This is a genomic window from Mesorhizobium sp. M4B.F.Ca.ET.214.01.1.1, assembly GCF_004791545.1.
Classification (GTDB): domain Bacteria; phylum Pseudomonadota; class Alphaproteobacteria; order Rhizobiales; family Rhizobiaceae; genus Mesorhizobium; species Mesorhizobium abyssinicae.
On the sequence record NZ_SRUX01000020.1, the window covers coordinates 36,123 to 57,092 of the forward strand.

At 59.5% G+C, this 20,970-nt stretch carries 22 protein-coding genes and 1 pseudogene; 16 read left to right on the plus strand and 7 right to left on the minus strand.

From position 1 onward, the window contains the following. Window positions 1-20: 20 nt before the first annotated feature. The 5 genes and pseudogenes from EN857_RS30270 to EN857_RS30285 all read right to left on the minus strand — a co-directional run bounded on the left by EN857_RS30270 (window position 21) and on the right by EN857_RS30285 (window position 4,659). Complete coding sequence (locus EN857_RS30270) at window positions 21-1,622, minus strand: SDR family oxidoreductase (RefSeq protein WP_091599495.1); 1,602 nt, start codon at window positions 1,620-1,622, stop codon at window positions 21-23. A gap of 148 nt (window positions 1,623-1,770) precedes the next feature. Continuing rightward, window positions 1,771-2,358: a nuclear transport factor 2 family protein gene (locus EN857_RS30275; protein WP_236378846.1), complete on the minus strand. Its 588-nt coding sequence runs from the start codon at window positions 2,356-2,358 to the stop codon at window positions 1,771-1,773. A 138-nt stretch (window positions 2,359-2,496) separates the two neighbouring features. Next, window positions 2,497-2,619 (minus strand): annotated as a pseudogene (locus EN857_RS35910) (ferredoxin); the annotation flags it as partial. A gap of 29 nt (window positions 2,620-2,648) precedes the next feature. Then, the gene (locus EN857_RS30280) at window positions 2,649-3,827 is read right to left on the minus strand and encodes a cytochrome P450 (protein ID WP_164746650.1); all 1,179 of its coding nucleotides are present in this window, start codon (window positions 3,825-3,827) and stop codon (window positions 2,649-2,651) included. A 517-nt stretch (window positions 3,828-4,344) separates the two neighbouring features. Continuing rightward, entirely contained in the window at window positions 4,345-4,659 is a 315-nt protein-coding gene (locus tag EN857_RS30285) for a hypothetical protein (protein ID WP_091599500.1), read from the minus strand. 657 nt (window positions 4,660-5,316) lie between these two features. Here EN857_RS30285 and EN857_RS30290 point away from each other — a divergent pair. Continuing rightward, entirely contained in the window at window positions 5,317-6,549 is a 1,233-nt protein-coding gene (locus tag EN857_RS30290) for an MFS transporter (protein WP_091599502.1), read from the plus strand. A 249-nt stretch (window positions 6,550-6,798) separates the two neighbouring features. On the opposite strand, the gene EN857_RS30295 is transcribed toward EN857_RS30290, so the two are convergent. After that, complete coding sequence (locus EN857_RS30295; RefSeq protein ID WP_135859557.1) at window positions 6,799-7,857, minus strand: ChuX/HutX family heme-like substrate-binding protein; 1,059 nt, start codon at window positions 7,855-7,857, stop codon at window positions 6,799-6,801. Between the two features lie 592 nt (window positions 7,858-8,449). Between EN857_RS30295 and EN857_RS30300 the strand changes: the two genes are divergently transcribed. The 15 genes from EN857_RS30300 (at window position 8,450) to EN857_RS30370 (ending at window position 20,005) form a co-directional block, all read left to right on the plus strand. Further along, a complete protein-coding gene (locus tag EN857_RS30300) occupies window positions 8,450-8,770 on the plus strand; it encodes an iron-sulfur cluster assembly accessory protein (protein ID WP_091599508.1) in 321 nt (106 codons plus the stop codon). Window positions 8,771-8,787: 17 nt separating this feature from the next. Then, a complete protein-coding gene (locus tag EN857_RS30305) occupies window positions 8,788-9,105 on the plus strand; it encodes a hypothetical protein (RefSeq protein WP_127284186.1) in 318 nt (105 codons plus the stop codon). Window positions 9,106-9,117: 12 nt separating this feature from the next. Next, the gene (gene nifS / locus EN857_RS30310; RefSeq protein ID WP_091599511.1) at window positions 9,118-10,332 is read left to right on the plus strand and encodes a cysteine desulfurase NifS; all 1,215 of its coding nucleotides are present in this window, start codon (window positions 9,118-9,120) and stop codon (window positions 10,330-10,332) included. A gap of 187 nt (window positions 10,333-10,519) precedes the next feature. Beyond that, window positions 10,520-10,897 (plus strand): nitrogenase stabilizing/protective protein NifW, encoded by a 378-nt coding sequence (gene nifW, locus EN857_RS30315; RefSeq protein WP_091599514.1) that lies wholly within the window; start codon window positions 10,520-10,522, stop codon window positions 10,895-10,897. A gap of 188 nt (window positions 10,898-11,085) precedes the next feature. After that, on the plus strand, window positions 11,086-11,937 hold the full coding sequence (locus EN857_RS30320; protein WP_126059306.1) for an electron transfer flavoprotein subunit beta/FixA family protein: 852 nt from the start codon (window positions 11,086-11,088) through the stop codon (window positions 11,935-11,937). Between the two features lie 16 nt (window positions 11,938-11,953). Further along, window positions 11,954-13,063 (plus strand): electron transfer flavoprotein subunit alpha/FixB family protein, encoded by a 1,110-nt coding sequence (locus tag EN857_RS30325; protein ID WP_091599520.1) that lies wholly within the window; start codon window positions 11,954-11,956, stop codon window positions 13,061-13,063. Window positions 13,064-13,073: 10 nt separating this feature from the next. After that, a complete protein-coding gene (locus EN857_RS30330; RefSeq protein ID WP_091599523.1) occupies window positions 13,074-14,378 on the plus strand; it encodes an FAD-binding protein in 1,305 nt (434 codons plus the stop codon). A 12-nt stretch (window positions 14,379-14,390) separates the two neighbouring features. Further along, a complete protein-coding gene (locus tag EN857_RS30335) occupies window positions 14,391-14,690 on the plus strand; it encodes a ferredoxin family protein (RefSeq protein WP_091599526.1) in 300 nt (99 codons plus the stop codon). A gap of 265 nt (window positions 14,691-14,955) precedes the next feature. Then, complete coding sequence (locus EN857_RS30340) at window positions 14,956-15,480, plus strand: alpha/beta fold hydrolase (protein WP_128345484.1); 525 nt, start codon at window positions 14,956-14,958, stop codon at window positions 15,478-15,480. An 889-nt stretch (window positions 15,481-16,369) separates the two neighbouring features. Then, complete coding sequence (locus tag EN857_RS36370) at window positions 16,370-16,483, plus strand: helix-turn-helix domain-containing protein (RefSeq protein ID WP_329608782.1); 114 nt, start codon at window positions 16,370-16,372, stop codon at window positions 16,481-16,483. Window positions 16,484-16,756: 273 nt separating this feature from the next. Then, window positions 16,757-18,238 (plus strand): nitrogenase cofactor biosynthesis protein NifB, encoded by a 1,482-nt coding sequence (nifB, locus tag EN857_RS30350; RefSeq protein ID WP_091599529.1) that lies wholly within the window; start codon window positions 16,757-16,759, stop codon window positions 18,236-18,238. 29 nt (window positions 18,239-18,267) lie between these two features. After that, a complete protein-coding gene (locus tag EN857_RS30355) occupies window positions 18,268-18,462 on the plus strand; it encodes a 4Fe-4S dicluster domain-containing protein (protein ID WP_091599532.1) in 195 nt (64 codons plus the stop codon). Between the two features lie 85 nt (window positions 18,463-18,547). Further along, window positions 18,548-18,868 carry a nitrogen fixation protein NifZ gene (locus EN857_RS30360; protein WP_029356589.1) on the plus strand — a complete coding sequence of 107 codons (321 nt, stop codon included), beginning with the start codon at window positions 18,548-18,550 and terminating at the stop codon, window positions 18,866-18,868. Continuing rightward, window positions 18,865-19,077 (plus strand): putative nitrogen fixation protein NifT, encoded by a 213-nt coding sequence (gene nifT, locus EN857_RS30365; RefSeq protein ID WP_024505230.1) that lies wholly within the window; start codon window positions 18,865-18,867, stop codon window positions 19,075-19,077. The genes EN857_RS30360 and nifT overlap by 4 nt, the downstream gene beginning before the upstream one ends. A gap of 34 nt (window positions 19,078-19,111) precedes the next feature. Beyond that, a complete protein-coding gene (locus EN857_RS30370) occupies window positions 19,112-20,005 on the plus strand; it encodes an SIR2 family protein (RefSeq protein WP_091599535.1) in 894 nt (297 codons plus the stop codon). A gap of 307 nt (window positions 20,006-20,312) precedes the next feature. Here the strand turns inward: EN857_RS30370 and EN857_RS30375 are convergent, their stop codons facing one another. Then, window positions 20,313-20,879, minus strand: coding sequence for a sugar O-acetyltransferase (locus EN857_RS30375; RefSeq protein WP_091599538.1), 567 nt, complete (start codon window positions 20,877-20,879; stop codon window positions 20,313-20,315). Window positions 20,880-20,970 lie beyond the last annotated feature (91 nt).

The window sequence follows — 20,970 nt, forward strand, 5'->3', positions numbered from 1 at the left end:
GCCCTGCGAATGCCTGGCAATTAACCTGCGGCCTCCGCAAAACATTCGTCATAGAGTTCGCTGGCGTTTCCCGCATCACCGAACGAGGTCCAGCCGCCGTCCACGTAGAGGATCGAGCCGTTGATGTATGAGGCGTCAGACGAAGCAAGGAAGAACGATGCATCTGCGACGTCTTCTGGCCGTCCCATCCTGCCCATGGGGATGCGTCGTCCGATTGCTGCCAGGTCGATGCGGCCGGCTTTGGCCAACTGAGCAAGTGCGGGCGTGCGGATGTGGCCAGGAGCGACGGTGGCTGTCCGAATTCCGACCGGGCCGAGTTCGGCCGCCATGCAACGGGTCAGCATATCCATCCCCGCCTTGGAGGCGCCGTAGGCATGGCGCGGCGCGAACGGCAGAAAGCTGTCGATCGACCCGAGATTGAGGATCACGCCGCCCGGGCGCATAGCCTTGATCGCTTCGCGCGCGCAGGTGAAGGCGCCGGTAAGGTTGACATCCAGGACGTGTTCGAGCTGTTTCGACAGTTGCTCGATCGCAGGCACAATCCTGTCGGCGGTATCAGCACTATTGACCAGAACATCGATATACCCGAAGCGTCGCCTCAGCTCTTCGAACATCGACACCACATCGCTCTCGACGGCCACGTCCAGCGATTTCGCCAGATGCTTGCCGGGGAGCGATGTAGCCAGCTCTGCCGCTGCAGTGCCATCTTTATCAGCAATCACGACGGTGTCGCCGTTCGCGGCAAAGCGGCGAGCGACGGCCGCGCCAATGCTTTTTGCGCCACCGGTGACGAGCACGATTCGCGCATCTGTGCATTCGGCCGGACAGGAGAGCTCGGCTTGGAGCGCACTATCCACCGGCGGGTGAGCATCCCCCGGCTGGTTGAATGACATCCAGCCTCCGTCGACTGCCAGCACCGAGCCGGTGATGTAGCGCGCCTGCGTGCTGCTCAGAAAACGCACGACCCTGGCGATCTCGTCGGGGCGAGCCAAGCGCCCCATCGGCACGCGGCGGCGTATCGCCGCGAGGTCCATTTTGCCAGCGCGTGCCAGTTCTGTGACCATTGGGGTGCGGACGGAGCCCGGCGCCACCGCCGTGACGCGGATTCCTCGCATAGCCCACTCGCACGCAAGGGACTTTGTCAACGAGATCACGCCAGCTTTCGAGGCTGCGTAGGCGTTGCGCCTGGGATTGCCGACCACGCCCGCCATCGAAGCCACATTGACGATCGCACCGCCCGGCCTCATGCGCCGCGCCGCTTCCCGGGCCATAACGAATGGCCCAATAAGGTTCACTGTCACGCCGCGTCGGAAGGTATCGACAGCGGTGTCGATGATCCTATCCATCGTGGGTCCAACCGCCGCATTGTTGATGAGGACATCGATTTGCGCGAACCGTGCTTCGACCTGGCCGAAAAGTGAGAGCATGTCCTTCTCTCGCGACACATCGCACTCCAGACCGACGTGCGGCGACCCGAGATCCCGAGCCAGTTCAACCACACCACTGCCCGGAAGGTCCACCGCAACTACAGTGTCTCCGTCCGCGGCAAGGATATCGACCAGGGCACGGCCGATCCCGCCCGCGGCGCCTGTGATGATTACGGTGCGTGCTGCCAGTTTCACGAGAGCTTCTCCACGATGACCGCTTGTGATCTCAGCCCATCGACCTTGGGCGGAATGAAGGGTCGAGCCAAATCGTTGCAGTGACCGCCAGTTGCGGCCCCACACAGATCTCAATCCCGCAAGGCGCTCATCCTCCATTTCTACCCACTTATGCAGCTCCCAGTTGGGGACCCTCGACGCCATCTTGGTCGGTGGGGATGTGACGCTTGAGCAGCTGGTAGATGGGATCGTCTGGATGTGGTGCTCCAATCGGCTGTCGCCGGCCGAACCTATCTGCCTCAAGAATCGCTGGCGGGATTTGCTCCTCAACCCAATCGTAGACGACTGTCCGTTCCGCAATTCGCCACTCGTCCTGCCTCTTCTGAAACAGATCGCAGTAACGGCCGCAAAGCAGCGTCTGACGTATTTCTTGGTCTGTATCCGGTCCGCGTTGCAGCGCGGTGAAATAGCTCTCGACCGCGGCCTCTGCTGAACTGATGAAGTCGATCAGGCTGTTCGTGATTTGATGGATGTTACGCTGCCCCGGCAGACCGAGAGCAAATTGGATGAAGTCCTCTGCCGGTCCGCAATAGGGACCGTGCCTGTCATACGCTTCGGGCCAGTATGCGCTACGCAGCGCCGCCTCATCGGCGCGGTCTATCCCGCGGCAGTACCGATACAGGCAGTTGCGGATCGCCTCTCGGTCACGCAGTTCGGTAATTTTCGCGTGGTCGACAGGTTCTGTCGCGAATTGTATGATTGTTTTGTCCTTCCCGACGCCAGTCTGCACTTTGCGTGTGTCTCTCTCTACAATTGAGTTAGCGGGGGGCTCGTCAACTTCCAGAGCTTGTTCGGGGCAGGCTCTTACCCCTTGTGAGGCAAGCAGTTGCTCCCCATCGGCAACATCAATATCACCGGGCAAGATGTAGCCGTCGTCATCAAGCTTGAAGACTCTCGGCGCCCGCGCCAAGCAGCGCGCATGACCCTGGCATCTGGCTTTGTGTACGATGACACGCATAGCGAACTCCAATGTCGTTGGCGGAAACTTCAGGACCAGTCCAGGATCAGATTCTCGATCCCGAACACATGGCCGCCGAAGGTGATGGGTTCAGTCCCTGTCTTGATCCGAAAGGCTGGGATGCGCGCCAGCCACTCCTCCAGGCCAATGACAATCTCCCGCCGGGCAAGGTGTGAGCCAAGACAACGATGGGGACCATAGCCAAAGGCAGCGTGCCGGTTGTCCTCGCGCGCCAGATCGATCTCATTCGGGTATTCGAATTCCGCCGGGTCACGATTGGCAATCATCGTGGCACAGGAAACATAGTCTCCCTTGCGGATCGGCGCGCCTTTGAAGTCGACATCCTTCGTTGCCACTCGGATCATCTGAATGGTCGAATAGGCGCGCAGCAATTCTTCCGCGGCGACGGCAATCCGGTCCGGTTCGCTTCGTAGCAATTCCTGATCTTTGGGGTTGCGCGCGAGATGGGCCAAGTCGAAGCATATGGCTGCTGAGACCGTGTCGAGCCCCGCGACGAACACAAGCACGCCGATGCCACGGACTTCTTCGTCACTGAGCAGACGGCCCTCGACCTTTGCCTTCACGATGAAGGTCATGAAATCATCGACCGGCTCCTTGCGGCGCTCGGTGGCAAGTTCGTCGATGAAGGCCACGATCGTCCGGGCTGCGGGTGGTCGTTGCTCCTTATCGCCGTGGAGCAGATCTCTAGCCCAGCCGACAAATGTTTCTAGTCCGTCGTCCGAAAGCCCAATAAAGCGAAGGAAGATATTGACCGCGAACGGAACTGCAAAATCCTTCATGATGTCGCAGCTCGTGCCTGATGCGGCGATCCTGTCGATCAGCTTGATCGCTCGTTCCCGGACAGCCGGCTCCAATGCCATTACCCGCTTTGGCGAAAGCAGCGGATTGAGCAGTGAGCGAAAAACACCGTGGAATGGCGGATCGAGCTCAAGCGGGATCATCGGCCAGCTCTCGCCGAGCACAGAGGCGAAGATGCTGCGATGGCTGGAAAACGTTTCGGTGTCCTGCAGCACCCGGCGCTGGTCGCTCGCGCGAGTGATGACCCAGGTACCCCGACCGTCGCGCGTGTTGCTGGTTGAATAAAAGATCGGAGGCCCGGCATGAACGCAAGCAACCGCTGCATGCGGATCCCCGTTGGCCGTCGGCAACATGCCGGGCGACGTAAACAGGCTGAAGTCCCTCACCATTTCGGGCGGGACATGATCTGGAACCGGCCGCGATTTAACCGCGCCAGAATCGAGAGACCGTTCATGAGATGCTGTCGGCATTTGCATGCAATCGTTGGTGCAAGCTCCGTGCCGAATTCGTCTTTCGATAATCCTTGCCGTTTGCTGGGCAACAGGTGGCGCCTGTGCTGACTTACTGGTCGGGATTGCAACATTCTTGTCCAGCGTCGGACACAGAATGTAGAAAGCTAGACACCGACTTGGAGCAACTCAATTGGTGGGATCGCTAGCCGATCATGTGCCCGGGGAGCATCCAGTTCGAAAGGTTGCGCTAAGCGGTTTGGTGACTTGGCCGAGGTCACCCAGGTGGAAATGACCAACACTTGTTCGTGAGCCTAGTGGCGCTCCCCTCGATGATGTCTGGCGGGGTGGTTAGCCGCCTCCGTGGGACAAGGTCAGTCTACAAGAATGGGCTATAGCCTCTCCTCGCCTGCCTCATTGGCCCTCCTTCAGAGCCGGCCACACGAGCTTTCGTCTTTCAGCACGGCGTTTTCTCGCCAGCTACCAGAGCCACACCGATGCCGTTAATGAGCGTCCAGTCGAGGGGTTGTGTGGCCCTGTCCATCTTGCCCAGCACCTTGGCTTCGCATTTGCCGGTGCGGCGGAAAGCCTTCAAGACGCAGTTCTTGACCTTCTCCAGATCAGCCTCGGACGGATATCGGCAAGGGTTCAGCTCGTCCTTTTGAACTTGCGCATCTTCGTGTTGGCGAACCCCAGGCCGCCCGACATATTTGCGGCCTATCCGGCACCTCAACTTCGAACAACCTTGCGGCAAGCTCTTGGGATAGCCCACGCTCGTGCCTCCACCACCCGCTCAGCAGAGCCAGATTTGTCGTTGATGGCACGGTACTTGCGCAGTCATTCGCAGACGCGTCACGGACCGAGAGTGTCGTCCCATGAATTCAATCACCAAAAAGGCCGCCCGACGTTGCTGGGACCGCCTGCAATTACCTTATCCCAGAATTGGGAGCAACGGCTTCAAAAGGGATAACTCATCACCTCAATTCTGTCGATCGCGCGGCCATCGAACCGCAGCCATCGATCAGACTTCCGCCTCGTTGCACTCATTGCGACCGCCTTGGTGCTTGCGACGACCGCTCAATTCTGGCTGCCAGGATAACCGCATATGGCGACGGAACTTCCTGCTTCAAAGCAATATAGAGATCGTCGATCATCCCCCCATCAAGGCCTCGATCGAGGACACCGCGTTCGGCTTGCTTGGTTCGCAGTGAACAGGCCGCACTTCGACGGATGCGATCGATGCGACCGCGCCGAGAACTCTCCCGCATTGTCGACGGTTGTGTCCGTCGGCCCTCCGATGAGGCCTCGGATGCGTGGGCGCCGAGGCCTCGACTGAGGCCGACTGGCCGCCGCCGGAAGGTCTAGCGGCTTTGATCCCCGGCGATATAGCCACCCCTGCTGCAACAGCTCCTAGCTGGAGAACTCATTCATGACCGAATCGGCGACAGATTTAGTGGACGCGGCTCTGTTCGACCGAGATCGGCTTGACCCAGAAAGTCCCTATCAACGGTCTGGCCCCGCATGGGGTGCGATCATTTCGCTTTCCTTCGGCACCTTCGGGCTTGTGACGGCAGAGTTTCTGCCCGCCAGCGTTCTGACACCGCTCGCGCATGATCTCGGTATCAGCACGGGCACGGCTGGACAGGCGCTAACAGCGACCGCAATCGTCGCGGCGATCTCGGCACCGACAATGGCCATCGTGACAAAGCGTCTGGACCGCAGGGTCGTCATCTGGGCGATGACGCTGCTGCTGATCCTGTCGAACGTTCTGGCGGAGGTTGCGGGGTCGCTGCCGGTGTTGCTGGCGGCACGCGTCGTCCTCGGCATATCGCTCGGTGGTTTTTGGTCAATTTCGGCAGCGTTGGCAATGCGGCTGGTTCCAAGTCACCTCATGCCGCGCGCCATGTCGATCATCCTCACCGGCGTTTCTGTCGCCTCCGTCTGCGCGGCTCCAATCGGCGCTTATGTCGGTGACATTTGGGGATGGCGAGCCTCGTTCAAGGTCGCCGCAATCGTGAGTGCCGTTGCGCTGCTCGTGCAACTCGTAACCATTCCGCCACTGCCTCCGATCGAAGTGCGCAGATTCCGCAGTCCGCTGGATGTCGCGAAGAATCCGACGATGAAGGTTGCGGTCCTAGTCGTGCTATTGGTCGCTTCCGGCCATTTTGCCAGCTTCGCCTACATCCGCGACTTTCTCGAGAGCGTTCCTCCGCTCGACAAGAAGTCGATCCCGCTCGTGTTCCTTGCTTCTGGCACGGCCGGCGTCTTCGGCAATTTAGCGGGCGCATTCCTCACCAAACACAGTCTCAAGGCAGTCGCGGCCCTGCCGCCCCTGCTCATTGCCGTAGCCGCTGTCTCGCTCCTGACTATGGGAGCATCGGCCTTGACCTCGGCAATTGCAGTTGCCGTATGGGGCTTTGCTTTTGGCGCGGTCCCGGTCGGATTGCAGACCTGGATGGTGCTGCGCGCCGCTCCGAAACAGGCCGAGAGCGCTGGTGTACTGATGGTCATAGCCTTCCAAGTGGCGATCGCAGCCGGCACAACTTTCGGTGGCCTATTGGTGGATCACACGGGCATTGCCAGTGTCTTTCTCTACAGCGCGGTTGCCACGTTCCTCGCTGTCTTGACAGTATTTCTGCTCGGCCCGAACCGCAACAGCTGACCGCCTGGTGGGGAGTGACGACGGTCGGTGGCGTTAACGCTATTGTCACCTCTGAGCTCGGCCAAAGGCCGCGGCTTCGTCGTAACCATGCCTTCGATGGGGCAGCGCCAAATTGCTACCTGCTCATCGCGTTATGACAATACAGCGCGCTTATTGCGTCATCGTGTTCCCGATCTCGGCTTCAATGCCCGGCTACTCGCTGCGGAGGCAGATGGGCGCCGGCGTCCCACCGACAACGATCGGTCTTTCTCATGTAGCTGTTCTCATGTAGCTGTCGGGGAAACGCGGCAGGTTTTCCGCCAGAACCCGCCAGTCGTCGCGCTCGCGTTCGCCTTCCTTGCGCGCACCGAACAACTGGATGATGATCTTGCCGTCGGACCCATATGCTTCGAGCGAGGTGACGTGACTGTCATTGGTCGGCTTGCGCACGGCCCAAACCTCACGGATTTGGTGGGTCCTGAGATGCAGCCGGAAGGTTTCGTCCAGCACATGGATGCACGGCCCGATCTGCTTGACCGACTTGATTAAGCCGGAATGGGTCTGGATAGAACCTCGGTTGCCGACGAAGCACATGATCGGCAATTCGTCTTCGGCCGCACGCTGGAGCACGGCGCCAACTGCGGCATTGTCGAGCAGCCAAGCGTAATCCTGGCCGACCATGCGCAAAGCCTGGCAGCGGCTGAGCTTGAGCGTCTTTAGAAGGTTGACGTCAGTCAGCCGGCTCCAGTGCTCGCGTAGGTCGTCCACCGTGCCGGCCCAGTCCGCAGTCCTCGCGCCCAGGTCGGCTACTCTCGCCTTAAGCGACATGGTCGGCTCCTGGTTGGCGGATACGAGCTCGGCCACCAGCTTTCGATAGGCATGAAGGTTGGAGACCGGCCTGAGATGCACCTTATGCACTGCTGCGCCGGTGGCGTCGAAGAATTGCAAACTGCGCTGGATTCCGCCGCGATGGCGCCTTTCAACAGCGAAACCATACCTCCAAGCTTGCGGGAAGACGCGAAGGTCGAATTCGTCACCAAGGACCATGGCGTGATTGTTGCCGGTTATCACTTTGTTGAAGACGCCAATCTTTTCGTGCACGGCACCTTGATTGCGGGTCAGCGCCGTCACTTCGCCCACGAATTCGAGGCCCGTCAGAACGTGATTGACGCGCGGGTCGATGCGTGCCGCGCCGAAACCGCAATGGGCCGCGACCAGTTCCGCTTCCGAAATGGCCAATTGGGCTGCGAAATCACGCGCGGGAATGTTCGGACAGACTTCCCACGCACGCCGGATTTCGTTGGGCGACCGCTTCTTGCGCTGATCCATGTTTTTAACCCCGCCCCGTTCTTCTTTTGACGATCGGTCGAAAAAAGGGCCTCAGGGGTGTGCACGGCGGACGCGATTGATCGTCAGGCACACGCCAGTCGAATCCTGTCTCCGGGCGGTCAGCGGCCAATCGCCGGTAGAGAGCGATTGTTGGGTGGTCGGCGCCAATCGGCCGATCGAGCATTCGGGTTCCACCGGCGGTGCTGCTTTCCCACACAAGGCGGGTCTGAGGGAGGAGCGACATATTGCTTCCTTCGTTCTTCGATTGCGAGGGCAACCCAAAGGTGAATCGGCCGGCAATTTTGCCGCCGCAACGAAGGCTCTCAAAAGTCGTGCCAGTTGCTCCGCGGCAAGCTCTGAACATCTTTGGCTCTGTTCATTGCTTTACGCGTGAGTGCATCGCGAACTCAGGCGCCCCTCCTGTGACGCGGACGCGACAAACCCGACAGTAAGTGTCGGTTGTCGGACGTCTCCCCAGCAATCGAGCATAGAGACGTCGGGATGTCCTACCGTTTTTACACACGTCTTCCCTTTGGCACGGTTCATGCGAGATGATCCGCGAAAACGTCACGGACCGAGGAGAAATCGAGCCATGATTACGCTCACCGACAACGCTGTTGCCGCCATCAAGGCCGCTCTTTACCGCGCCAGCGAGCCGGCGGAAGGATTTCGCATCATGGTCCATGCCGGCGGCTGCGCCGGCTTCCAATACTCAATGGGCCTGGAGAGCGTCTCACATGAGGGCGATACGATCATCGAGCGAGATGGGCTCAAGGTGTTCATGGATAGAGGCTCCCAACCCCATGCCGCCGGCATGACCGTCGACTTCGTCACAGGGCTCGAAACATCCGGCTTTGTTTTCGATAACCCCAATGCGCAGGAGAAGTGCAGCTGCGGCAAGTCCTGCAAATGATTGCAGGGGAACAGGCTATGTTCGACTATAGCGACGCCAAGGAATACTGCGTCAAACCGGTAACCCCCGGCGCTCTGGAACCAGCCGACACGCACTGTCGGCCCGGAACAATTGCGTTCGGTGATGTGCCAAATCGCGATCATCGATCGTTGCCGTGGGCAAGCAAACAACATTGCCCGAAACAGCTGAATTCCCGGCGGATGCCGCCACCAAATGGCAATGTCGGCAGCGACCGGTCAGCCAAGCCATCGCTCGCCCGGCCGCCCACCTCACCAGATACGATATGCGCCAGAGGTTCAATGGCCCGCCTACCCTTGAATCATTTCAGCAGTTGAAGGATCACTCCCATGAGACCTGTCTATCTCGACAACAACGCAACGACGCGGGTTGATCCTGCAGTCCTTGGAGCGATGTTGCCTTTCTTTACGGAGCAATTTGGCAATCCTTCGTCCATGCACGCCTATGGCGCATCGGTTGCTGAAGCCGTGAGAAAGGCGAGGCGGCAGTTGCAAGCCCTCATCGGCGCGGGATTCGAGGACGAGATCATCTTCACCTCGGGCGGGACTGAAAGCGACAGTACAGCCATCCTTTCGGCGCTCGAGGTAATGCCCGGTCGAACGGAAATAGTGACTTCCGCGGTTGAACATCCGGCCGTTCTGAAGTTGTGCGCGCACCTTGAAAAGACGCGCGGCGTCAAGGTGCACATTATCCCAGTCGATCACCACGGCCGGCTCGACCTGGACGCCTACAGAACCGCCCTCACCCCACAAGTGGCAATCGTCTCGATAATGTGGGCGAACAGTGAGACCGGTACGATCTTTCCCGTGGTTGAGCTTGCCGACCTAGCCAGGGAAGTCGGCGCGCTTTTCCACACTGATGCAGTGCAGGCGGTCGGAAGGTTTCCGATTGAGCTGAAATCGACCGCGATCGACATGCTGTCGCTCTCCGCCCACAAGCTGCATGGTCCAAAGGGGATAGGCGCGCTTTATGTAAGACGTGGCGTGCGCTTCTCCTCCCTGATCAAGGGTGGCCACCAAGAGCGCGACCGGCGTGCAGGCACTGAAAACACACCCGGCATAGTCGGACTGGGCATGGCGGCCGAACTCGCCTTGAAATTCATGGACGAGACAACACGAATAAAATGGTTGCGCGACCGCCTTGAGAACGGGATCATCCAGCGCATCCCAAACGCATCCATCAACGGCGATCCGCAGGAGCGATTGCCAAACACTGCAAACATTGGATTCGAAGGTATCGAAGGCGATGCAATCCCAATTGTCCTCAGCCGGCTGGGAATCGCCTGTTCCGCCGGGTCCGCCTGTGCCTCTGGCTCAATGGAACCGAGCCATGTTCTGATCGCTATGAACGCGGCATGTGGGGCAGTCCGCTTCTCCTTGTCGCGTGACAACGGCGAAGATGACGTAGACCGCGTGCTTGAGGTCCTGCCTGCGATCATCGAGAAACTACGTGCCGTTCCCAGTGCTGGACTGTGCGGGCGAGGTGCAGAACACCTTCATTCCGGCCCGGGCCCGAGCGGCACAATAGCCGACGCCCACTCATGAGCCGTGAGGACTTCCTCAACGTGACGACCCTACGCAATGGAGAGCAGGCAACCCGGGGTCGCCTTCACCACTTCAGAAAAGCTTGAGATCGCCAAGTCTCTTGCCCCAGCCGCCGTGCCAGAGGTCGGCACGCCGTCAGCAATGTCACCAACGCATCGACACCACAATTTCGCGCCGGGAGAATACAATGAACTGCTCCGCTGACAGCCGCCCGATTGATCCCACCGATATCCTGGCGCGACTGAAGGGCCTGTCGGCTGCGGAGGACTTCTTCGCCTGCCTTGGCGTCTCCTACGACCCGAAAGTGATGAATGTCTCGCGGCTCCATATCATGAAGCGCGTGGGCCAATACCTTGCCGAAGAAGATTTCTCCGGTCTGCCTGACCAGGTAATCGCCGCGCGGGTGCGCGCCAAGCTGGAACGCGCCTACGAAGATTTCGCGACTTCCTCGCCGCTCACGCAACGTGTGTTCAAGGTGCTAAGGGACCACGATCCAAACATATGTCCCGCACCTGGCCGCGCCTTCGTCCCGCTCGACTCTGCACTGAAGCGGTTCGGAAAGTAATGAGCCCGACACGGCTGCGACGCGACAATGTCGGGAAGTCGACAAATCCAGTCCTCATGACGCCTCCTCGGACGCAAACGAAGCCACCTTCTGGAATAGAGGCAGGAAGAAGACTTGGCATGAACGATGCAGGCAATGAGGTGAACCGCCAAGCACGCATCCGGACTGGGAGCTTAGAGAAATCGCCAATGCACATCGTAATCTGCATCAAGCAGGTGCCGGATTCGGCCCAGATCCGCGTCCACCCGGTGACGAACACGATCATGCGTCAGGGTGTGCCGACCATCATCAATCCTTACGACCTGTTCGCCCTCGAAGAAGCGCTCAAACTGCGCGACGTTCATGGTGGCGAGGTTACTGTGCTCACAATGGGTCCGCCCATGGCGGAGGACTCGCTGCGAAAGGCGCTCGGTTACGGTGCTGACCGAGCAGTTCTCTTGACGGACCGCTATTTTGCCGGATCCGATACGCTGGCGACCTCCTTTGCTCTTTCGCAAGCAATCGCAAAAATTGGGGAGACTTTCGGCAGGCCAGACATCGTCTTCACCGGCAAGCAGACGATTGACGGCGATACCGCCCAGGTCGGACCAGGCATAGCCAAGCGCCTGAATCTATCGCAACTTACCTACGTCGCGAAGATTGCCTCCATCGATCTCAAAACGCGCGAGATCGAAGTCGCGCGTCGCGCCGAAGGCGGCACCCAGTTGCTGAAGAGCAGACTCCCCTGCCTCATTACCATGCTGGAAGACACCAACGAAATCCGCCGGGGCTCGCTCCAGCAGGCTCTTTGCGCGGCGCGCAGCCAAGTCGTGAAGTGGACTGCAGCCGACGCCGGCATTGACGATCTCACCCGGTGCGGTCTGCGTGGCTCGCCGACAGTCGTCAAGCGTGTTTTCGCCCCCACCGCACGGGCAGAAAGCGCGGCGCAGATCGACACCGCGGAAAAGGGCTTGCAGGACATCGCCGATGAACTCATCGCCGATATCTTAACCCGCCGGCCGGCGCTGGAACATGAGTTGGCCTTCAAGAGCGGCACGTGACGGCCAGGAGCAGAAAATGTCGACCGCAAGCCAAGCTACCCCTCGCCTTGCCCCCGGCCGTGCCGGTGTAAAGAAAGAACTTCCCGACCGTTTCAAAGACTACCGGCACGTGTGGGTCTTCCTCGAGCTCGAACGCGGCAATGTGCATCCTGTATCATTCGAACTGCTGGGTGAAGGCCGCAAATTAGCCGACAAGCTTGAAGTCCAGCTCGCGGGCGTCGTGCTGGGACCGCCGGGCGAGATGGTCGAGGACGCTGTTGCCGAGGCCTTCGCTTACGGGGCGGATCTTGTCTACATCGTCGATGCGCCGCCGCTCGCCGACTACCGCAACGAGCCGTTCGCCAAGGCGCTCACGGATCTGGTCAATACCCATAAACCCGAAATCCTCCTTCTCGGCGCGACCACACTGGGCAGGGATCTTGCGGGCTCGGTAGCGACGACCCTGCAGACGGGGCTCACGGCCGACTGCACCGAACTTGATGTAGATTCCGACGGTTCACTCGCCGCGACCCGTCCGACTTTTGGTGGCTCGTTGTTGTGTACGATCTATACACTAAATTACCGGCCGCAAATGGCGACGGTGCGACCAAGGGTCATGCCTATGCCGCAACGGGTGGATAAGCCGGTCGGGCGTGTCATGCGGCACAAGCTGTCGCTCGTTGAGGACGATATCGTCACCAAAGTCCTCGGCTTCCTACCGGATAACCAGTCGGCAATGGCAAATCTTGCCTATGCGGATGTCGTGGTTGCGGGAGGCCTCGGTCTCGGTGCGGCGGAGAACCTTCAGCTTGTGAAGAATCTTGCCCGAGCGATCGGCGCCGAGCATGGCTGTTCGCGCCCCTTGGTCCAGAAGGGCTGGATGCCGGCTGATCGCCAGATTGGCCAAACTGGCAAGACCATTCGACCGAAGCTTTACATCGCGGCCGGAATTTCCGGCGCCATCCAGCACCGAGTTGGGGTCGAGGGGGCCGATCTCATCGTCGCGATCAACACCGATCCGAACGCGCCGATTTTCGAGTTCGCCCACCTCGGGATCGTCACGGATGCAATCCGCTTCCTGCCCGCACTCACGGAAGCCTTCACCCGGCGGCTGTCGCCGCACAGTCGAGACAAGCTTGCGAGTTGAGGGAGAGGACATGATTGAACAATTCGATGCCATTGTGGTCGGAGCCGGCATGTCCGGAAACGCAGCTGCTTACACTTTGGCAAGCCAGGGGCTGAAGGTACTGCAGTTGGAGCGCGGGGAATATCCGGGCTCTAAGAACGTCCAGGGCGCCATAATGTACGCGAACATGCTGGAGAAGATCATCCCGGACTTCCGGGATGATGCGCCCCTCGAGCGGCACCTGGTCGAACAGCGACTTTGGGTGATGGACAACACATCTCACACCGGAATTCATTACCGGTCGGACGACTTCAATGAGGCGAAACCCAACCGCTACACGATCATCCGCGCCCAGTTCGACAAATGGTTTTCCCGCAAGGTGCGCGAGGCTGGCGCGACGGTCCTGTGTGAGACGACCGCGACGGAACTCGTCCGTGATGGCAATGGCAAGGTGATCGGCGTCCGCACAGACCGGGCTGGCGGAGTGGTCTTCGCGAATGTGGTCGTTCTCGCAGAAGGGGTGTCGGGATTGCTTGGCACTCGCGCAGGCCTGCGCGAGATGCCGAAGCCGGAGACCGTGGCGCTTGCCGTCAAGGAAATGCATTTCTTGCCCGAAGAGGTCATTGACCAGCGGTTCGGTGTCAAGGGCGATGAAGGCTGCGTAATCGAGGCCGTGGGCACGATCTCTCGCGACATGGCCGGGCTCGGCTTCCTTTACACCAACAAGGAGTCGATTTCACTCGGCATCGGCTGCCTGGTCTCGGATTTCGCCGCGATGTTGGAGAGCCCGTCCGCCCTCCTAGACGCGATGAAAAACCATCCTTCGATCCGGCCGCTGATCGCTGGCTCGGAGGTGAAAGAATATGCCGCCCATCTTATCCCCGAAGGTGGTTACAGGGCCATTCCGCAGCTCTTCGGCGACGGTTGGGTCATCGTCGGCGACGCAGCGCAACTGAACAATGCCATTCACCGTGAGGGTTCGAACCTTGCCATGACCTCGGGTCGTGTCGCGGCTGAGGCGATCATCAAAGTCAAAAGCCGCAACGGTCCTATGACCAAAGGGAACCTTGCGCTCTACAAGACGATGCTGGATGAATCCTTTGTGATCAAGGATCTTAAGAAATACAAGGACATGCCAGCCTTACTCCACACCAATTCCAGCAACTTTTTTACCAGCTATCCGCGGTTGATGTCGTATGCCGCTCAGAACTTCATGCGTGTCGACGGCACGCCGAAGATCGAGAAGGAAAGGGCCACCACGGCCGCCTTCATCAACGCGCGCTCGCGCTGGGGGTTGGTCAGCGACGCGGTCCGGCTGGCATTGGCATGGCGCTGAAGAGGGTACAAGATGACGATCGCAGTGACGAAGGTTCGTGTCGAGGACAAGCTTTACCAGAACCGCTACCTGGTCGATTCCGGCCGCCCCCATATCATAGTGCGACCGCACGAGAAGCCAAGCGCGAACTTGCTTGCGTTGACCTACGTCTGTCCAGCGAAATGCTATGAGTTGAATGACAGGGGCCAAGTCGAGATCACCGCCGACGGCTGCATGGAATGCGGCACCTGCCGGATATTGTGCGAGAAAGGCGGCGACATCGAGTGGAACTATCCGCGCGGCGGCTTTGGTGTCCTGTTCAAGTTCGGATGATCAGCCGGGACCGTGCCAAGAGCATGCCGGCAGCGAGCAACTGCGGCACACCATGAGCCTCTCCATCCACTTGCAAAGAGCTAGTGAATATTGGGCGTTCGCAATTCAAATTTCCTCGACTGGTAGGGGTGTCCTCAGGCCACGGCGGCGGCCTGTGCGCCGGACTTACCACCGGTAACGTGGTCGAGCCCCTTTGGGACAACGTTCGGCCATCGTGCCGGATGGCAGCCACAACGGCCGGTGAGCAAATGGAACGGCACAATCCATGACAAAGACGTATGTGCTAGTGCATGGTGCCTGGCATGGCGGATGGTGTTGGCGGGACGTCGCCGCCAATCTTCGCAAGATGGGATGCCACGTGACCACGCCGACCCAGACAGGTGTCGGCGAACGCGCACATTTGCTGTGCAAGGACATCACGCCCGACACATTCGTGACCGACATCGTCAACCACATTGTAACGGAAGAGCTGAGCGATGTGATCCTTGTCGGTCACAGTCTAGGCGGCATCAGCATCACCGGCGCCGCCGACCGGATACCCGACCATATCAGCCATCTCGTTTATCTCGCTCGACGGCGCCATCGTCGAGAGCGGTCAAAGTGTATTCAGCACCATGCCCCCCGACATCGTCGCCGCCCGTCGAAAATTGGTTGCGGAGGAAGGACGGGGTATCTTCATGCCGACTCCGCCGCCAACAGCATTCGGCATTCCCAAGGGACACTCGCTCACGGACTGGGTGCGGCGCCGGATAACACCGCATGCGGCAAGCACCTACGAAAGCAGACTTAAGCTCGAGCCCCCGCTCGGCAACGGCAGGCCCCGAACCTATGTCGTCTGCACTAATCCGCTCCACCCGCCGACGGCGGGAGCGCGAGAATGGGTCGCGAAGCAGGATGGCTGGGCGTGGCAGGAACTCGCCACTGGCCACGACGCAATGATCCTCGCACCGACGGAAGTTGCTCTCCTTCTTAGCGCTGTCGGCTGAGGAACCAAGTAAAGGGTGAGCGGGCGGCCGATTCTCAGGCCGCGGCCTTGAGTTCTGGTGCACGGATGTAGGCCCAACGGGTCGTTCCGGTGGCGCCACCGAAACCACCACCGGAACAAAGGCGGGAGTGGCCTGTCCTGCCGACGTCGCAAGCTTGCGAGCGTTCCGCCGCGGCCGCAGCCCGTAGCGCCGGGCAACCTCCGAGATCACCACGTTCGGCCCCAGGGTCTCGGCGATGACTCCGTCCCTTGTCGTCCATCGACCAATGCCTGCCGACTAACAGCGCCGTTGATCACCTTGAAACGCCGAGGCTGCCGCTCAGGGTCAATCGTAAAGTTCAAGTTCAGACACAAGCCGATCTCCGATCCACCTCAGAATCGGCAGGCCCACAGATCGCGGGCACTCCTGGAAGGACACAGCGCTTACCCTTAAAATATGGAGAACCATGGCTTTACGCCGTCGGCAGTTGAGCTGATCTCGCAATGCTATTTCCCCGGCAACGTCCGCGAGCTGGAGAACTGCGTGTAAAGAACAGCCACACTTGCGCGTTCTCCTCTGGAAGGAACCAATCTTTCGGAACGTGGCAATGGCATCGACGAGCTCTCACGGCCCAGCACGAAGCCGGTTAGGCGCATCGGCGCCCCTGAACACGAGATAGCCGGTTGCGATTCTAACGATACGGCCGGACCGGCGCTGGGACCGCGACGGACGGAGCGTGACCGGCTGATCGACACAATGGAGAAGGCCGGCTGGGTTCAGGCTAATGCGGCTCGAATTCTCCGCCTCACGCCGCGACAAGTCGGCTAGGCGATACGCCGGCATAGTCTCGAGGTGAAGGAAATTCTAAGAGCCTGATGAGCCAATCGTCAGGCCAGTGGTCTTGCGCGCCCTCTGCGCGACAAGGAGTGCTTTGTGCTTCTGAACGGATTTGGACTTGCACTGTCGCAAGCAGGACAAAATTGTGTCGCGCCGGCCTCACACAATCCGACATCGACCCAAATAGTGAACTGAAGCCGCTTTTTTAAGTTGGTATGGCTCTTGCACCTTGAACCGCGACGTTACCAGCAACGGAGCCGTTTGATGTCCTCACCGACAGTTTCGATTGAGGGGCCGACCAGCACGACATCCGAGGGTTTTCTGGCAGCCGCGAAATCCGGTGGCTGCGCACCGTCCTCCTACGGTTCGTCGCCGACCAGCCCGGGCGATGTGGATCCGGCTATTTGGGACAAGATCAAGGATCACCCCTGCTTTTCGGAGGAAGCGCATCACTATTTCGCGCGTATGCATGTGGCGGTCGCGCCGGCTTGCAATGTCCAGTGCAACTACTGCAATCGCAAATACGATTGCGCCAACGAGAGCCGGCCTGGTGTTGTGTCTGAGAAGCTGACGCCCGACCAAGCGCTACGCAAGGTCATCGCGGTTGCCAACGAAGTTCCGCAGCTTTCGGTTCTTGGCATCGCTGGGCCGGGGGATGCCTGTTACGACTGGGAGAAAACGAAGGCAACGTTCGACCGCGTCATCAGGGAAATCCCCGACATAAAGCTGTGCGTCTCCACCAACGGGCTCGTGCTGCCGGACCATGTAGCTGAGCTTGCCGAAATGAATGTTGATCACGTGACGATCACCATCAACATGGTCGACCCGGAAGTCGGCGCAAAGATCTATCCTTGGATTTTTTATGAAAATCGCCGCTACTTCGGCATCGAAGCCGCTCGAATCTTGCACGCGCGGCAGATGCTGGGCCTGGAGATGCTGAGCGCGCGCGGCATCCTCACCAAAATCAACTCGGTGATGATTCCTGGAGTGAACGACCAGCACCTGTTTGAGGTGAACAAAATGGTCAAGGAGCGGGGCGCGTTCCTGCACAACGTGATGCCTCTGATTTCGGACCCGGCGCACGGCACCCACTACGGACTCATCGGGCAGCGCGGCCCAACGGCAATGGAGATGATGGCTCTTCAGGATCGACTTGAAGGTGGCGCCAAGTTGATGCGCCACTGCCGGCAGTGCCGGGCAGATGCTGTCGGCCTGCTCGGTGAAGATCGTGGCCAGGAATTCACGCTGGATGGGATTCCCGACGATGTCACCTACGATGCTGGCAAGCGTCAGGCCTATCGGCAGGTGGTCGCACACGAGCGCCGTGATCATGAGGCGGCGAGGAGCGAGGCCATCGGTATGGTCAAGGCAACAGACTCCGAAAAGTCGCTTCTGGTTGCGGTGGCCACAAAGGGAGGTGGACGCGTCAACGAACACTTCGGCCACGCGAAGGAATTCCAGGTTTATGAAGTCTCGCCTAGAGGGATCAGCTTGGTCGGGCATCGGAAGGTCGAGCGGTATTGCCTCGGAGGCGGGGGCGAAGACGCCACCCTCGAGGGCGTCTTCGCTGCGCTGGAAGGCATACACATAGTGCTATGCGCCAAGATCGGAAATCGCCCGAAGGAACAACTCTCGCGAGCTGGACTGCGCGTAACCGACGCCTATGGCCATGACTACATCGAGACCGCAGTCAGCGCACTTTACGCGGCAGAGTTTGGGATCAGACCACTAGCGGCGACGGCCTGAGCGGTCTCGTCCGATAACCAGGAGTTAGAATGGCTTTCAAGATCATCGCATCCCAATGTACCCAATGCGGGGCCTGCGAGTTCGAATGTCCCTCGGAAGCGATCAAGTTCAAGGGCGACGCCTATGTGATCGATCCAATCAAGTGCACCGAATGCAAGGAGGCCTTCGATAAGCAGCAATGCGTGTCGGTCTGTCCGGTACCGAAAACCTGCGTTCCCGCTTGATTCCTACCGAAACGGTCGGGTTCGCCGCGCGAGGACGCCTGCAACCCGCGACCACACCAAAAGCCTCGAGAAAGGAATGGACAGCATGTGGTCCAGACGCGAACAGGAGGTCGAAATCGGCAGACCGCCACGGTTCATGCAGGGTGAGCGGGTCCGTGCAACACGCCACATAAAAAACGACGGCACCTATCCCGGCAAGGAGATCGGCGAAAACCTCGTGCGGAAGGGCGACGAAGGCTACGTGCGCGACATTGGAACCTTTCTCCAGCAATTCTTCATCTATGCGGTCGAATGGATCGATCGTGGCACGGTCGTCGGCATGCGAGCGCGCGAACTCATTAGCCTCGACAAAGTCGAGGTTCCCTGCGGAGCTGAAGGCATTTCCAACGGAGGAACAGCCGGATGAAAGTAATGATTCGCAGGACCGCTACTGGCTTGTCGGCTTATGTCCCCAAGAAGGATCTCGAAGAGCCGATCACCGAGATTGAGAACGCAGACTTATGGGGCGGGACCGTGACGCTCAGGAACGGTTGGCGGCTCATGCTGCCCGACCTTCCGCGCGATACGCGTTTGCCGATCACCGTCGAGGCGATGAAGATTTCCGACGGGGCCTGATGCCGGTGGGTTCAGTGGCGGAGAGGAAACGCGTATGAACACGATGCTGAGCTGGGACCATCTCGTCGTCGTCCGGGGCAGTTTTGCCAAAAAGCTGATTGACCTGCTGAAGGGCGCTCTCAAGGCCGATCGAGTGATCCCCTATCTCGGTCCTGGTCTTCTGCAGCTTAACACGCCGGAATCACCTGCACCTTGCACCCCTGAAGATGTCGCCGCGGCGCTCAACAAGCGGGCGCCTGCCCCTTCCAGGATTCGCACCAATATGTGGTCGGTCGCGCAGTTTATCGAGCAGCGCCGACATCGTCGGACTCTTCAAGCGTGGATGGCGGAGATATTCGCAGCCCCCGCCGAGCCGACCGTTCTTCACGCCTGGCTCGCAACCCTTCAACTGTCTGTCATCATCGACAGCTGGTACGATGGCGCCATGCGGGCAGCCCTTGCAGAGGCCGGCCAAACAGACGTTGTCGAGATACAAGGAACCACGCGAGCGACCGGAATTGGTAACATCTGGACGAGAACTTACGATTTGTCAGGAACAGAACTCGACGCCGAACAAGTGGCAAGGACGGTGCTCTATGCGCCGCACGGCAGCGTCAGGCCGGCCGCAAACTTCCTCGTGGCTGATTCCGATTACGTCGAAGTCCTAACCGAAATTGATATCCAGACGCCGATCCCGGACGTGGTGAAGCAACGGCGCGTCAACCGGGGCTTTTTCTTCGTTGGCTGTCGCTTCAACGATCAGATGCTGCGCACATATGCCAGACAGATGATGAAGCGCTCCACTGGCCCACATTTTGCGGTGATCGATTCGGCTACGCTGACCAGAAACGAACGTCGTTTCCTTGCCGAAGGCGCAATCACGGTCATCGACATGCCGATCGGCAACGCCGCGGCTCGCCTCGTCGGGGTCGATGCTAGCCAGGATTAATGGCCGGCGATTGCTGGTGAGTCGCTTGCCTCCAAGGGCGAAAACTCAGTTGGGAATACATCTGAGCAGTAATGCTACTGGCAGCACAACGGAGGCTCTGAATTCGTTGGGCCATGTGAAAGGGCCCGCTGCTGCGGGACGTGAGCACGTTGCGGCGGCATTACGCACATGATTTTGTGACACCCGTGGCAAAAGAACTGAAGCGCCCGAGCCGAACCGCGACAAGATATGCAGCGCTCAATGGCTTCGGCAGAAATTTGGCACAGTTTCGACAGTTCGCATGCACCTCCAGGGTCAAGGAGGTTGATTATGCCTGTTTATGTGGGTTGGCGACGCGAGCAGGAATTCCCACTACCTTTGCCCCGGCGGGAACATCGCGTGTGACCACGCTGCCAGCGCCTACGACCGCATTATCGCCAATCGTGACGCCAGGCAGAATGATTGCTCCACCGCCGATCCAGACACGGCTGCCAATGCGAACAGGACGCCCGACCTGCAGGCCGGCCTGTCGCTGCTCGGCATCATGTGGATGATCGGCGGTATAAATCTGCACGGCAGGCCCAATTGCCGTTCCTTGCCCGATTTTGACCTCTACCACGTCAAGAATAACGCAGTTGAAGTTGATGTAGGCATTGGCGCCAATGCGGATATTGAATCCGTAGTCGCAAAAAAAGGGCGGACGGATGACCGTTCCGCGCCCAACCTCTCCCAGCCGCTCGGACAAAAGCTCATGCCAATGCTCCGTGGTCTGCCCCAGCGTATCATTGTACCGCTTGAGCCAAGCCCCGGTGGCCAACAGGTCAGCTTGGATCTCCGGATCCGCCGCATTGTAAAACTCGCCTGCGAGCATCTTTTCTTTCTGGCTACGCATCATAGTCTCCCGTCAGGTCGTGTCCCGTGCAGTGATGCAGGAACGCACATCAAACTGCCTCGGCAACTTTGTAACTCGGTCTGCCGGGCGCGTG

Bases quoted from the DNA above. Each gene is read 5' to 3' on its own strand.
- EN857_RS30280 (WP_164746650.1), bottom strand. From the start codon at position 3,827: ATGGTGAGGGACTTCAGCCTGTTTACGTCGCCCGGCATGTTGCCGACG.
- EN857_RS30290 (WP_091599502.1), top strand. From the start codon at position 5,317: ATGACCGAATCGGCGACAGATTTAGTGGACGCGGCTCTGTTCGACCGA.
- EN857_RS30295 (WP_135859557.1), bottom strand. From the start codon at position 7,857: ATGGATCAGCGCAAGAAGCGGTCGCCCAACGAAATCCGGCGTGCGTGG.
- EN857_RS30300 (WP_091599508.1), top strand. From the start codon at position 8,450: ATGATTACGCTCACCGACAACGCTGTTGCCGCCATCAAGGCCGCTCTT.
- EN857_RS30305 (WP_127284186.1), top strand. From the start codon at position 8,788: ATGTTCGACTATAGCGACGCCAAGGAATACTGCGTCAAACCGGTAACC.
- nifS (WP_091599511.1), top strand. From the start codon at position 9,118: ATGAGACCTGTCTATCTCGACAACAACGCAACGACGCGGGTTGATCCT.
- nifW (WP_091599514.1), top strand. From the start codon at position 10,520: ATGAACTGCTCCGCTGACAGCCGCCCGATTGATCCCACCGATATCCTG.
- EN857_RS30320 (WP_126059306.1), top strand. From the start codon at position 11,086: ATGCACATCGTAATCTGCATCAAGCAGGTGCCGGATTCGGCCCAGATC.
- EN857_RS30325 (WP_091599520.1), top strand. From the start codon at position 11,954: ATGTCGACCGCAAGCCAAGCTACCCCTCGCCTTGCCCCCGGCCGTGCC.
- EN857_RS30330 (WP_091599523.1), top strand. From the start codon at position 13,074: ATGATTGAACAATTCGATGCCATTGTGGTCGGAGCCGGCATGTCCGGA.
- EN857_RS30335 (WP_091599526.1), top strand. From the start codon at position 14,391: ATGACGATCGCAGTGACGAAGGTTCGTGTCGAGGACAAGCTTTACCAG.
- EN857_RS30340 (WP_128345484.1), top strand. From the start codon at position 14,956: ATGACAAAGACGTATGTGCTAGTGCATGGTGCCTGGCATGGCGGATGG.
- nifB (WP_091599529.1), top strand. From the start codon at position 16,757: ATGTCCTCACCGACAGTTTCGATTGAGGGGCCGACCAGCACGACATCC.
- EN857_RS30355 (WP_091599532.1), top strand. From the start codon at position 18,268: ATGGCTTTCAAGATCATCGCATCCCAATGTACCCAATGCGGGGCCTGC.
- EN857_RS30360 (WP_029356589.1), top strand. From the start codon at position 18,548: ATGTGGTCCAGACGCGAACAGGAGGTCGAAATCGGCAGACCGCCACGG.
- nifT (WP_024505230.1), top strand. From the start codon at position 18,865: ATGAAAGTAATGATTCGCAGGACCGCTACTGGCTTGTCGGCTTATGTC.
- EN857_RS30370 (WP_091599535.1), top strand. From the start codon at position 19,112: ATGAACACGATGCTGAGCTGGGACCATCTCGTCGTCGTCCGGGGCAGT.
- EN857_RS30375 (WP_091599538.1), bottom strand. From the start codon at position 20,879: ATGATGCGTAGCCAGAAAGAAAAGATGCTCGCAGGCGAGTTTTACAAT.